13 protein-coding genes and 1 other RNA gene are annotated in these 12,513 nt (G+C 68.5%); 6 read left to right on the forward strand and 8 right to left on the reverse strand.

Annotated features, from left to right (window positions below; all coding sequences use genetic code 11):
* Positions 1 to 20: 20 nt before the first annotated feature.
* The 3 genes from QE393_RS01505 to QE393_RS01515 form a co-directional block, all read right to left on the reverse strand.
* Positions 21 to 1,550 carry an apoptosis inducing factor family protein gene (locus QE393_RS01505; protein ID WP_273809964.1) on the reverse strand — a complete coding sequence of 510 codons (1,530 nt, stop codon included), beginning with the start codon at positions 1,548 to 1,550 and terminating at the stop codon, positions 21 to 23.
* An 81-nt stretch (positions 1,551 to 1,631) separates the two neighbouring features.
* Positions 1,632 to 2,546, reverse strand: coding sequence for a cation diffusion facilitator family transporter (locus QE393_RS01510; RefSeq protein WP_273809962.1), 915 nt, complete (start codon positions 2,544 to 2,546; stop codon positions 1,632 to 1,634).
* Positions 2,546 to 2,971, reverse strand: a complete 426-nt coding sequence (locus tag QE393_RS01515) for a hypothetical protein (RefSeq protein ID WP_017639149.1) — start codon at positions 2,969 to 2,971, stop codon at positions 2,546 to 2,548. Before QE393_RS01515 ends, QE393_RS01510 begins: the two co-directional genes overlap by 1 nt.
* 127 nt (positions 2,972 to 3,098) lie before the next feature.
* Between QE393_RS01515 and QE393_RS01520 the strand changes: the two genes are divergently transcribed.
* A non-coding RNA gene (locus QE393_RS01520) (sX9 sRNA) lies at positions 3,099 to 3,174 on the forward strand.
* A 43-nt stretch (positions 3,175 to 3,217) separates the two neighbouring features.
* Positions 3,218 to 5,722: an ATP-dependent helicase HrpB gene (gene hrpB, locus QE393_RS01525; protein ID WP_273809960.1), complete on the forward strand. Its 2,505-nt coding sequence runs from the start codon at positions 3,218 to 3,220 to the stop codon at positions 5,720 to 5,722.
* 88 nt (positions 5,723 to 5,810) lie between these two features.
* Here hrpB and QE393_RS01530 read toward each other — a convergent pair whose 3' ends face one another.
* On the reverse strand, positions 5,811 to 6,314 hold the full coding sequence (locus QE393_RS01530; RefSeq protein ID WP_133862081.1) for an Lrp/AsnC family transcriptional regulator: 504 nt from the start codon (positions 6,312 to 6,314) through the stop codon (positions 5,811 to 5,813).
* A 138-nt stretch (positions 6,315 to 6,452) separates the two neighbouring features.
* Here QE393_RS01530 and QE393_RS01535 point away from each other — a divergent pair, with 138 nt between their 5' ends.
* Positions 6,453 to 7,388, forward strand: coding sequence for a DMT family transporter (locus tag QE393_RS01535; RefSeq protein ID WP_273809957.1), 936 nt, complete (start codon positions 6,453 to 6,455; stop codon positions 7,386 to 7,388).
* 84 nt (positions 7,389 to 7,472) lie between these two features.
* Here QE393_RS01535 and QE393_RS01540 read toward each other — a convergent pair whose 3' ends face one another.
* Positions 7,473 to 7,715, reverse strand: a complete 243-nt coding sequence (locus QE393_RS01540; RefSeq protein ID WP_310041736.1) for an NPP1 family protein — start codon at positions 7,713 to 7,715, stop codon at positions 7,473 to 7,475.
* Positions 7,716 to 7,791: 76 nt separating this feature from the next.
* Here QE393_RS01540 and QE393_RS01545 point away from each other — a divergent pair, with 76 nt between their 5' ends.
* From QE393_RS01545 to QE393_RS01555, 3 genes are all read left to right on the forward strand, one after another.
* Positions 7,792 to 8,622: an oxidoreductase gene (locus QE393_RS01545; RefSeq protein WP_273809954.1), complete on the forward strand. Its 831-nt coding sequence runs from the start codon at positions 7,792 to 7,794 to the stop codon at positions 8,620 to 8,622.
* Positions 8,623 to 8,634: 12 nt separating this feature from the next.
* Positions 8,635 to 9,573 (forward strand): AraC family transcriptional regulator, encoded by a 939-nt coding sequence (locus QE393_RS01550; RefSeq protein WP_273809952.1) that lies wholly within the window; start codon positions 8,635 to 8,637, stop codon positions 9,571 to 9,573.
* Positions 9,574 to 9,685: 112 nt separating this feature from the next.
* A complete protein-coding gene (locus QE393_RS01555) occupies positions 9,686 to 10,114 on the forward strand; it encodes a pyridoxamine 5'-phosphate oxidase family protein (RefSeq protein ID WP_273809951.1) in 429 nt (142 codons plus the stop codon).
* Between the two features lie 12 nt (positions 10,115 to 10,126).
* Here QE393_RS01555 and QE393_RS01560 read toward each other — a convergent pair whose 3' ends face one another.
* The 3 genes from QE393_RS01560 to QE393_RS01570 are packed head-to-tail and all read right to left on the reverse strand — an operon-like array spanning position 10,127 to position 12,506.
* Positions 10,127 to 11,335, reverse strand: coding sequence for an amino acid deaminase (locus QE393_RS01560; protein WP_310041740.1), 1,209 nt, complete (start codon positions 11,333 to 11,335; stop codon positions 10,127 to 10,129).
* Positions 11,332 to 12,105: an IclR family transcriptional regulator gene (locus tag QE393_RS01565; protein WP_273809948.1), complete on the reverse strand. Its 774-nt coding sequence runs from the start codon at positions 12,103 to 12,105 to the stop codon at positions 11,332 to 11,334. The genes QE393_RS01560 and QE393_RS01565 overlap by 4 nt, the downstream gene beginning before the upstream one ends.
* A 14-nt stretch (positions 12,106 to 12,119) precedes the next feature.
* Positions 12,120 to 12,506, reverse strand: a complete 387-nt coding sequence (locus QE393_RS01570; RefSeq protein ID WP_273809947.1) for a RidA family protein — start codon at positions 12,504 to 12,506, stop codon at positions 12,120 to 12,122.
* Between the last annotated feature and the right edge of the window lie 7 nt (positions 12,507 to 12,513).

Consider the following 12,513-nt stretch of genomic DNA (forward strand, 5'->3'; position numbering starts at 1 on the left):
TGCGTCCGGGTCGTTCCCGCTCAGGACGTTGCCAGGACGTCCAGGGCGCGGGCGCGCGACAGTGGCTGGCGCATGAGCTGGCTCAGCACCGCGGTGGCGCGTTCTCGCTGGCAAGCCACGACGCCGACCACCCGCTCTGCGGCCAGCAGCAGGGCGACGAAGGTCTGGTCGCCCAGGCTGCCGTCGAGGTGCATGTCGTCCCACTGGCCGGGATGGCCGAGGTATTCGTAACGCTTGCCGTGATGCAGGGTCCAGAAGAAGGGCACGTCCGCGTAGCTCTCGGCGTGGCCCAGCAGATTGCGCGCCGCCAGGCGGCCGTGTTGCTGGGCCAGACGCCAGTGTTCGATGCGGGTGGGTTGGCCGGCATAGGGAAAGGTGGCCAGATCGCCAACGGCGTAGAGGCCCGCGGCGGCCTGGAGCTGGGTATCCACCGGGACGCTGCCGTCATCCGCCAGGGGCAGATTGGCCAGGAAGGCGGTCGCCGGGGCGATGCCGGTACCCACCAGGACCAGGTCGGCGGGCAGGTGGGTACCGTCCTTGAGGCTGACCTGGCGCACCTGGTCGTCGCCGGCAAAGCCCACCACCTCGTTGGGAGCATGGAAGGTCACGCCATTGGCTTCATGCAGGGTCTTGAAATGCTGGCCGAGGGTCTCGCCCATCTGCTTGACGAAGGGCAGGGAAGCGGGGGCGACCACGTCCACCGCCAGGCCCTGCTTGCGCAGGGCGGAGGCGGCTTCCAGGCCGATGAAACTGGCACCGACGATCACCGCGCGGCCCTCTGCAGGCAGATCGGCGAGGATCGCGGCCGCGTCGGCGCGGGTCCGCAGCAGGTGGACGCCCTTGAGCTCGGCACCGGGCACCTCAAGGGGCCTGGGTTCGCCGCCGGTGGCGAGCACGCAGCCGGCGTAGCTCAGGGTCTGGCCGTTGGCGAGTTGCAGCTGGCGGAGCTGGGGATCCAGGTGCGTCACCTCGGCGTGCAGGCGTTCGATGCGCTGCTGGCGGAAGAAGTCGGCCTCGCGCAGCGGTGGGGCTTCATCGGGGGCCTTGTCGCCCTGGAGGACGAATTTGGACAGGGCGGTCCGGTCATAGGGCTCACCCGGTTCGCGGCCGATCAGCAGCAGGCGGCCGCCAAAGCCGAATTCGCGCAGGGCCGCCGCTGCGGCGGTGCCCGCGGCGCCCGCACCGACGACGATGAACAGGCGATCGTCGGACTGGGGCTCCGCCGTCTGCGCGGGCAGGGGCTCGGTCCCGACCAGCACCTCGCCGTCGCGCACGTCCACCGGATAGCGTTGCAAGGCATCCAGCGCCGGCGGTTCGCAGAGGCGGCCATCGTCGACGGCGAAACTGGCCTTGTGCCAGGGACAGACCAGGCGGCCCTGGCAGACCGCGCCCTCGGCCAGCGGCGCGCCGGCGTGAGGGCACTGCGCCTGGAAGGCACGTACCTCGTCACCGACGCGCAGCAGCAGGATTGCGGTGCCTTCGATCTCGACCGCGGTACCGCGGTCTTCGCGCAGGTCGGCAAGGTGCGCGACCGGGTGCATGGTTTTCATGGTGGACTCCGGCGCCGTCTGGGGCGCTCTCTCGAATCAGGCTCAGCAGATTCGAGAGAGCGCAGCGGCGCCAGGTTCCGCTCAGGGGGCGGGCGGCAACGGATGACGGTGCGGAACGTCGGGTGCGTCCAGCGGATCGGCGTGGACCAGCACCTCGGCCTGGGGATACTCGGCGCGGATGGCGGCTTCCACTTCGTCGCACAGCACATGGGCACGGGACAGGCTCATCTCGCCCGGCAGCTCCAGGTGCATTTGCACGAACCAGTGATTGCCGGAGAGGCGGGTGCGCAGGTCGTGGGCACCTTCCACCCCCGGGACTTGGCAGGCCAGCTGCAGCATGTGTTCGCTGATGTCGGCGGGCAGTTCCTGGTCCATCAGCACGCCAAAGGAATCGCGAGCGATGCCGTAGGCGCTCCAGAGGATATAGAGGGCGATGGCCAGGCCGAACAGCGGATCCAGCCAGTACCAGCCGAAGCCGGTCAGCGCCAGGGCGATCAGGATGCCGACATTGAGCAGCAGGTCGGAGCGATAGTGCAGGGCGTCGGCGCGGACCACTGTGGAGTCGGTGAGGCGGATGACGTGCTGCTGGTAGGCCACCAGCACGGCGGTCAGGGCCAGGGAAAACAGGGTGACGGCGATGCCCAGGGCATGGGCGCCCAGGGGTTCGGGTTGCTGCAGCCGCCCGATGGCCTGCCAGGCGATGAGCACGGCGCTGACGCCGATGAAGACCGCCTGGGCGATGCCGGCCAGGGACTCGGCCTTGCCATGGCCATAGCGGTGGTCGTCGTCCGCCGGCTTGAGGGCGTAGTGCACCGCCAGCAGGTTGAACACCGAGGCCAGGCCATCAAGCAGCGAGTCGGTCAGGCCGGCGAGCAGGCTGACCGAGCCGCTGAACCACCAGGCCACGGCCTTGGCCAGGATCAGCGTCGTCGCCACTGCCACCGAGGCGGCGGTGGCGCGACGCAGGAGCCGCTCGGTGCCGTGCGGGTCGCTCATCAGGCGCGCGGGGCGAGGCCCAGGCTGGCGAGCTGCTCGTTGCTGCCGCTGCGCTGCAGCAGGCGCGGATCGTCCAGCGGCAGGTTGTGGCCGGTGGCCTGCTGGATAATGGCCTTGAGGCGCGCGCGATCAACGCTGCCATCCGGGTTGACCGCCTTGTTCAGCTCGCTGGGATCAACCTCGGCGCGCTTGTTGTCGGGCAGGTAGATGGCGCCGGTGGCGAAGTCCACGCCAAAGGCGATCAGGCCGGGAATGATGTAGAACAGCAGGCCGATGGCATCGAGGGCGACGATGCCCGGATCGATCCGGCCACTGCCGGTGATCTGGCCGCGGCGCTCGGGATAGAACAGCGAACCGCAAGCGGTCAGCTGGGTGAACAGGGCTGCGGCGAGGACGCCACACACCGCGCGGGTACGCATCGACATAGACAACCTCCGGTTGGATGAGGCCGCCACTATAGCGGCCGGAATCACGGCGGGCGAGACGCTTTAGAGCGACAAACAAAACTACTGCGCGTCTGCCATACAGGCGCGTGCAGTGCTCGGAATCCTCATGTACCACTCGTACACTGCGGTTCCTGCGCGCCGCGCGCACCTGCCTGACAGCCGCTCGCTACATTTTGTTAGCCGCTCTTATACTGCCCGCCCCGTTGAGACCACCGGCTGTGCCCAATGACGCCCTTGCCCATCGATGTTGTCCTGCCCGAGCTGCGCCAGGCCCTCGCCCACCGCGATGACTGCGTGCTGGAAGCGCCGCCGGGGGCCGGCAAGACCACCCGGGTGCCCCTGGCGTTGTTGCATGAGCCCTGGCTGGCCGGTCAGCGCATCCTGCTGCTGGAGCCGCGCCGGCTGGCGGCGCGCGCCGCCGCCGAGCGCCTGGCCGCGGAGCTGGGCGAAGGCGTTGGCGAGACGGTGGGCTATCGCATCCGCCTGGAAAGCCGGGTGGGCCCGCGCACCCGCATCGAGGTGGTCACCGAGGGCATCCTCACCCGACGGCTGCAGGACGATCCGGCGCTGGAGGGCGTCGGCCTGGTGATCTTCGACGAATTCCACGAGCGCAGCCTGGACGCCGACCTGGCCCTGGCGCTGACCCTGAGCGGCCGCGAACTGCTGCGTGACACCCCGCTCAAGCTGCTGGTGATGTCGGCCACCCTGGAAGGCGAACGCCTGGCTGCCTTGCTGGGCGGAGCGCCGGTGGTGCGCAGCGAAGGGCGCATGTTTCCGGTGACGACCCGCTGGAGCCGACCGCTCGGCCAGGACGAACGCCTGGAGGCGCGGGTGGCCGCCTCGGTGCTGCAGGCACTGGACGAGGAGACCGGCAGCCTGCTGGTCTTTCTGCCCGGCCAGGCGGAGATCCGCCGCACTGCCGAGCGCCTGGCGGAGCAGCTGCCCGCGGGGGTATTGCTCTGTCCGCTGCACGGCGAGCTGGAACTGGCCGCCCAACGCGCGGCCATCGAGCCGGCGCCGGCGGGTAACCGCAAGGTGGTGCTGGCCACCAACATCGCCGAGACCAGCCTGACCATCGAAGGGGTGCGGGTGGTGGTGGACGCGGGCCTGGCGCGCGTGCCGGCCTTCGATCCCGGCAGCGGCATGACCCGCCTGACCACCCGCCGCATCTCCCGTGCCTCGGCGACCCAGCGCCAGGGCCGCGCCGGCCGCCTGGAACCGGGGGTCTGCTATCGACTCTGGTCGGAAGAGCTGCATCAGCAGCTGCCGGCCTATGACAGCGCCGAGATCCTCCAGGCCGACCTGGCCGGCCTGGCCCTGCAACTGGCGCGCTGGGGCATGAACGCCGAGGAGCTGGCCTGGCTCGATCCCCCGCCCGCTGCCGCCCTCGCCCAGGCCCGCGATCTGCTGCTGCGGCTGGGTGCCCTGGACGACCAGGGCGTGCTCACGCCTCACGGCCAGGCCATGAGCGGCCTGCCGGCCCATCCGCGGCTGGCCCACCTGCTGTTGCGCGGTCAGGCCTGGGGCCTGGCCGAGCGCGCCTGCGAGATCGCCGCGCTGCTGGGCGAGCGCGACCTGACCCCGGGGCAGGGCGCCGATCTGCACACCCGTCTCCTGCTGCTGGCGGGCGAAGGCCGGGGTCCGCGCGGCGGCGTGGCGCGCATTCGTCAGCTGATCCGCCAGTATCGCAGCCTGTTGCGCGGCCCGGCCGGGCAGCCGGTGGCCGATCCCGAACACCCGCGCTGGACCGGGGCGCTGCTGGCCTGCGCCTATCCGGATCGCATCGCCCAGCAGCGCAAGGCGGGTGGCCAGGACTACCGCCTGGCCAACGGCCGGGCCGCCAGCTTTGGCGAGCCGGATGGATTGATGAAATCGCCCTGGCTGGTGGTGGCCGACCTGGGCAGTCGCCAGGGGCAGCGCGAAGAGCGCATCTACCTCGCCGCCGAACTGGATCCGGCGCTGTTCGAGGGGCCGCTGGCCGAGCAGGTGGTGCGTCACGACGAACTGGATTGGGACGAGCGCGAAGGCGTGCTACGCGCCGAACGCCAGCGGCGGATCGGCCAACTGGTGCTGAGTCGCGAGCCGCTGAAGAATCTGGACGCCGCCGCCCGCAGCCGGGCGCTGCTCGGGCTGGTGCGGCGCAAGGGCCTGGAGTTGCTGCCCTGGACGCCGGAACTGCGCCAGTGGCAGGCCCGGGTGGCGCTGCTGCGCCAGCTGGACCTGCAGCAGAAGCAGACGAGCGACTGGCCGGAGGTAAGCGACACGGCGCTGCTGGCCAGCCTGGAAGACTGGCTGCTGCCCTATCTGGAGCGCGTCACCCGGCTGGCCCACTTCGCGAATCTGGATCTGGCCGCCATGCTGCAGGGTCTGCTGCCCTGGCCACTGCCGCGCCAGCTGGACGAACTGGCGCCGCGCAGTCTGGCGGTGCCCTCCGGCTCCAGCATCCGCCTGGATTACAGCGAGCAGCCGCCGGTGCTGGCGGTACGGCTGCAGGAGCTGTTCGGCCTGGCCGACACCCCACGCCTCGCCGGGGGGCGGCTGGCGGTCAAGCTGCACCTGCTCTCGCCCGCGCGGCGACCGGTGCAGGTCACCCAGGACCTGGCCAGCTTCTGGGCCAATACCTATGGCGAGGTGAAGAAGGATCTCAAGGGCCGCTATCCCAAGCACTACTGGCCGGACGATCCCTTGATCGCCGAACCCACGGCGCGAGCCAAGCCGCGGGGGACCTGACCGAAACCCCGGAGCGGGCAAGGCTTTGGCTCTCGGGCGGAGCCGCCTGGACGCGGGCCCGACCTGGCTGGACGGGTGCTCCGAACGCTCAACCGTTGCTGCCGGCCGGACGTTTTCGCAGATGATTGGTGGGCAGGGCCGTGGTGTATTTCACCTGGCTCAGGGCAAAGCTCGATCTGATGCTGGCCACGACGGGGATGGAGGTCAGGCAGTCGAGCAGGAGCGTCTGGTATTTGCTCAGGTCTTCGCTCACCACCCGCAACATGAAGTCCGCCTCGCCGCTCATGAGGTAGCACTCCATCACTTCCGGGCGCTCCTTGATCGCGTTGGTGAAGATCTCCAGGGACTGCTTGTCCTGAAGTTTGAGCGACACATGCACGAAGACGTTGATGGCCAGGTTGAGCGCTGCCGGATCGACCAGCGTCACGGCGCCGCGCAAGACGCCACGCTCCTTCATTTCCGCGACGCGTCGCCAACAGGGTGAAGCGGAAAGGCCCACGATATCGGCCAGCTCCGCATTGCTGAGCTCCGCATTTTCCTGAAGCGCATCGAGGATACGCAGGCTGGCCTCGTCGAGCGTTGCTCGGCTCATGGTGAGATTTTCCTGTGATTATCTATTTATAGGTAGAACTTACTCATCTTCCCTTTTTGAAGGAACAGATAGGTGCATTTTTCCGCTGGTATCGCCGCATCATGACCCTGGGCAATCTGCTTGCGACGGGGTGGCATCATGGGCGTTTCAATCCAGCATCTGGCGAAAAGCCGCATCAAAGGCCGGGGAATCTCCTCCACCTACCTGTGCCTGGGACTCATGGTGCTGCTGTGGGGCAGTAGCTGGCCGGTGACAAAGCTTGCCCTGCACAGCGTGCCGCCGCTCTGGCTGGCGACCCTCAGATTCGCCAGCGCCGCGCTCTGTCTGTTCGCCTATCTCGGCGTGCGAGGGCAGCTCAGGCGGCCCACCCGGCAGGACCTGCCCATCGTCGCCAGCGTGGGCCTGCTGCAGATGATGACCTTCACCGGACTCGGCATGGTGGCGATGGTGCATGTCGACACCAGCAAGGCCGTGCTCCTGGCCTACACCACGCCGCTGTGGTGCGTGGTCGTGGCCTGGGTGCTGTTTCGTGAAGTGCCGACCCGGCTGCAGCTTGCCGGGCTGCTGGTGGGGATGGCGGGGGTCGTCGCGGTCTGCTCCCCTGGAGAGCTCGACTGGACGCAGCGGGACACCCTCGTGGGGGCGGCCTTCCTGCTGCTGGCGGCGGTGAGCTGGGCGATCGTCATCCTGCATGTGAAGCGCCATTACTGGGTGACCCCGGCGCTGCTCCTGGCACCCTGGCAGATGCTGTTGGCCACCATCCCCCTGGCGATTGCCGCCTACCTCGTCGAAGGGCCGCCGATCGCCATCGTCTGGGATCGAACGCTGGTCGAGGCGCTGTTGTTCATCGGTCCGGTCGCGACGTCGGCCTGCTTCGTCATCTCGGCGGAACATGGGCGGAGGATCTCCACGTTCGGCATGTCGAATTTCACCCTGGGGGTGCCGCTCGTGGGTACCGCCTTCTCCTGTCTGGCGTTTGGCGCGACCGTCTCCCCGCTGTTTCTTGCCGGGCTCGGGTTGGTGATCCTGGGGGTCGGCGTCTCGGCCCTGGCCACGCGAACCGGGCGTCGCTAGCGGGCTGTTCCCGCAGCCAAGGTTACAGCCTTGGTTGGACGCCTGCGGCGACGCCGCCAGCGAGCCCCTGCTACCCCAGAACGGTCACGGGGCCTGCCGGGCCTTCTGCAGGTTGGACCAGAAGGCCCCGCCAGCCTTGAAGCGCACATTCGCCGCGCCGAGGTCGTTGCCGTTCAGGGTGTTCCTGGCGGGTACCGGCAAGCGGCTCCAGCTGATCAGCGCCTGGCTGCGCCCCACGTCGTGGGTGGCATCGGGGGAGTGGCCGGCGAAGCCCTTGTAGGTCGTCTGATAGGCGCCAGGAGGGTAGCGGTCGAGAGGATTGGGCAAGACCTCCAGACGATCCGGCAACGAAGGCGCCAGGCACCGGCGCTAGCATGGCCGCTTCCAACGAGGGGAGTGGACCATGAACGAGCACAAGACCCTTTTCATCACCGGGGTGAGCAGCGGCCTGGGCAACGCCCTGGCGCGGGAGGCCCTCGCGGCCGGCCACCGCGTCATCGGCACGCTGCGCCGGGAAGCCGATCTTCAGGCCTTCGCCGCCTTGTCGGACCGGGCTCATGGCGTGCTGCTGGATGTCACGGACCATGCTCGCCTGGCAACGGTGGTGGCCGAGGTTCAGGCAGCCCACGGTCCGGTGGATGTCCTGGTCAACAATGCCGGCTACGGCCATGAGGGCATTCTCGAAGAATCGCCGCTGGAAGAGCTGCGCCAGCAATTCGAGGTCAATGTCTTCGCGGCGGTCGCCGTGACCAAGGCCTTCCTGCCGTCCTTCCGCGAGCGGCGCCGCGGTCATATCATCAACATCACCTCGATGGGTGGCACCATCACCCTGCCGGGTATCTCCTACTATTGCGGCAGCAAGTTCGCCCTCGAAGGCATCTCGGCGGCCCTGGGCCAGGAGTTGGCACCCTTCGGCGTCTGGGTCACCGCCGTGGCACCCGGTTCCTTTCGCACCGACTGGGCGGGTCGCTCGATGCGTCGCAGCGCCCGCGGCATCGCCGACTACGATGAGCAGTTCACGCCGATCCGTGCGGCGCGGGAGGCCAAGAGCGGCAAGCAGCTGGGCGATCCGCGCAGGGCGGCCCAGGCCCTGCTGCAGCTGATCGCCCTGCCGGCGCCGCCTGCGCAGTTGCTGCTGGGGAGCGATGCCTTGCAGCTGGTGCGCGAACGTCTGGCCACGGCCAGCCGGGAGATCGAGCGCTGGGAGGCCCTGACCCTTTCCACCGATGGCTGACGCGGAGGCCCCATGAATCCGAGCGATCCCTTTGCCAGCCGGGTGGTGGCGCTGCTGGGCAGGCTGGCGCCCCAGGAAGGCTACAACCTCAGCCCTCTGGAGGATGTGCGCTTCCTGCGCTCGGATCGCCCGCTGACCGGCGTACCCGTGCTCTATGATCCCGGGGTCGTCATCGTCTGCCAGGGCGGCAAGCGCGGCTACTTCGGTGACCGCGTCTATCAGTACGATGCCCAGCACTACCTGGTGGTCTCCGTGCCCGTGCCCTTCACCATGGAGACCGATGCCAGTCCGGAGGCACCGCTGCTGGCCATCTATCTGCGGCTGGATTTCGGGCTGCTCGGCGACCTGGTCCTGCAGCTCGACAGCGAACTGGGACCGGCGCTGGAGGCGCCCCGCGGGCTCTATGCCTCGCCGCTCGATGAAGCGCTGCGCGCTTCGACGCTACGCTTGCTGGAGGTCTTGAGCGTGCCGACGGACGCCCGGCTGCTGGGGCCGGCGCTGCTGCGCGAACTCTACTATCGGATCCTCACCGGCGCCCAGGGCGGATCACTGCGTGCGGCCCTGGATCGCCAGGGTCGTTTCGGCCGCATCGCCCGGTCGTTGCGCACCCTGCATGCCCGCTATGCCGAGCGGCTGGACGTCGCCGCGCTGGCGCAGGAAGCGCGGATGAGTCAGCCCAGCTTCCATCGCCACTTCCGCGACGTCACGGGTACCACGCCCATGCAGTATCTGAAGTCGACCCGTCTGCACCAGGCGCGGCTGTTGATGCTGCGCGACGCCCTCCCGGCGGCGAACGCGGCCTTTGCCGTAGGCTACGAGAGCGCCTCCCAGTTCAGTCGCGAATTCAAGCGGCTGTTCGGCCGGACACCGCTGGCGGAGATCGACTGGATGAAGGCCACCTATGCACTGCCGGCGCCGCCTGCGACGGCGGTCTATGTCTCTTCGCACTAGGGCTGTCCGTCCGAAAAGCCCGGTCGCGGCCGCCGCGCCGGAACCAAGCGGCAGCCGTCCCCGGTCTGAATGCAGACGGGCACTGCCTGCCCGCCCAACCGGAGCGACCCCCATGGCCGACAAGACCCTGCACGACCTTTCCAAAGCGATGCGCGATTTGGATTTCTGCATGCTGACCACCGGCACCGGGCGTTTGACCAGCCGGCCGATGAGCAACAACGGCGACGTCGAATACGACGGAGACTCCTGGTTCTATGCCTACGAGGACTCGGCCAAGATCCGTGACATCGAGCAGGATCCGGCGGTGGGGCTGAGCTTCAGCGAAGGCAAGAGTCTGCTCGGCAAGCCCGGCATCTTCATCGGCATCGAAGGGCATGCCGAGCTGATCCGCGACAAGGCGCAATTCGAGGCGCACTGGACCAAGAGTCTGGATCGCTGGTTTCCCCAGGGCACCGACACGCCCGGCATGATCCTCATCAAGGTGCATGCCGAGCGCGTTCGTTACTGGGATGGGGAGGAGCAGGGCGAGTTGCGGCCCTAGAAGGCTGCGCCGCTAAAAACAGGTGGCGAAGGTCTCCACCACCCGTAGCTCGCTGTCGACGATGCAGCCCTGGCGCCACTTGTCGAAGGTCAGGCAGGGGTGGGAGGTGCCCAGCGCGATGATGTCGCCGATGGCCAGCGCGGTCCCTGGGGCCACGACCATGAAGGCGTGCTGGTCCATGATGGCCGTGACCGTGCAGCCGCTGACGTCGACGGCGTCGGCAGCGGTCCGACCCGGCCGGTAGCGGCGCAGTGGCAGCGGCAGGCCGGCATCGTGGGCGATGTCGCGCTTGCCCAGCGCCAGGATGGCGAAACCGGGTTCGGGCATGGACTGCACGTGAGCCCAGACCTCCAGCGCCGGTTGCAGGCCCTCGTTCAGACCGGTGCGGGCCAGGACGCCACACTGGGCATCGCGATAGATCCCGTGGTCATGGACCACATAGCTGCCGGGGCGCATGACGGCGAGAAAGCGCTCGCGCACTTCCAGCTGGTCGAAGGCGGCGGCGATCAGGTCGTACCAGGCTGACCCCGAGGCGGTGACGATGGGCCGGTCGAGGGCAAAGGCGCCCTGGCCACGCAATTCCTCCGCCAGGCGCACCAGGGAATCGGCGAAGGCGCGGATGTCGGTGGCCGCCTCCGCGCCATGGATCACTCCCTCGTAGCCTTCGATGCCGGTCAGGCGCAGCGCCGGTTGCCCGACGATGGCGCGGGCCAGTTCACGCACCTCGGATTCGCTGCGGCAACCGCAACGGCCGCCGGGTACGCCATATTCGATCATCACCTGCAGCGCCAGGCCGCGTGCGCCAAAGAAGGCACCCAGGGCGGTGACCTGGTCGGGATGATCCACCAGGCAATGGAAGTCGAAGTCCGGATCGGTGGTGAGCAGTTCGGCGATCAGCGCCATGTTCGGCGCGCCCACCAGCTGATTGGCCATCAGTACCCGGCGCACGCCATGGGCCTGGGCGGCACGGGTCTGCACCGCGGTGGCCAGGGTCATGCCCCAGGCGCCTGCGGCCAGCTGTCGCTGGAACAGCGCCGGCGCCATGCTGGTCTTGCCGTGGGGCGCCAGTTCGGCACCGCGCTCGCTGGCGAAGGCCTGCATCCAGGCGATGTTGTGGTCGAGGGCGTCCTGGTGGATGACCAGGGCGGGCAGGGCGATGTCGCTGAGCAGGCTGGCGCCAGGACTGGCGGCGCCTTTATCGGGAGCATGTAGAGCGGTCATGGATTCTCCTGGCCGCCCAGGCGCTGGGACAGGCGGCGCGCGCTGTCGACCAGCACCTGGCGGTACTCGGCATGGTGGGCCTGGGCGTCGGCGCGGGGCGCCACGATGCACAGGGTGGCGATGCTCAGGCCGCTGGCATCCCGCACCGGGGCGGCGAAGCAGTGGGTGTAGGTGTCGGCGATGCTGTCGAAGGAAAAGAAGCCTTCTGCGCAGGCGCTGCGGATCTCGGCGATAAAGGTCGCCGGGGGCAGGCGGCTGCCGTCGGGCAGGATGAAGTCGTCCGGATCGATCAGGGCGAGGATCTCGGCATCGCTCAGATGACCGAGCAGCAGTCGCCCGGACGCGGTCCAGGGAATGGGCGCGTCCTCGCCGACATTGGAGGAGATACGAAAGGCGCGGGCGCCTTCCTTCATCAGCGAGACGGTGTACTTGCGGCCGTTGAGCTGACACAGCTGGGCGGTCTCGCGGGTCTGGGCGACGATATCGTCCAAGAGCATCCCGGCCTCGCGGGCCAGATCGAAGTGGCGCAGGTGCGCCTGGCCGAGAAAGTACAGCTCGCGGCCCAGGTAGACCTGACCGTCGCGGCCCACGGCATCGAGCATGTGCCGCTCCAGCAACAGGCCGACCAGGTCGTAGACGGTGGACTTGGGAATGCCCAGGCCGGCGGCGATCTCGTTGGGTCGCAGCGGCCGACCCACCCGCTTGAGGTGATCGAGGATATCGAAGGCGCGGTCCAGGCCGCGGGCTCGTTGGCGGGTAGGTTCGGTCATCTGTGCGGTTTGTCTCAGGCCTTGGGTTTGTAGGCGATGCAGTCGATCTCGACCTTGCAGTCCACCATCATGGAGGATTGCACGCAGGCGCGCGCTGGGGCGTTGCCGGCGAAGTACTCGGCGAACACCTTGTTGAAGCTCCAGAAGTCGCGCGGATCGTCCAGCCAGACGCCGGCACGCACCACGTGCTCCAGACCGTAGCCGGCTTCGTGGAGGATGGCGATCAGATTCTGCATGGTCTTGTGGGTCTGGGCGACGATGCCGCCGTCGATGATCTCGCCCTTCTCCATGGCCACCTGGCCGGAGACGTGTAGCCAGCCATCGGCTTCCACCGCGCGGGCGAAGGGCAGGGGTTGGCCACCTGCGCCGCGTTCGCCGGCGCCGTATCGAGTGATGCTCATAAGGTTG

This window comes from Pseudomonas sp. SORGH_AS_0211, assembly GCF_031453455.1.
Classification (GTDB): Bacteria; Pseudomonadota; Gammaproteobacteria; order Pseudomonadales; family Pseudomonadaceae; genus Chryseomonas; species Chryseomonas aestiva.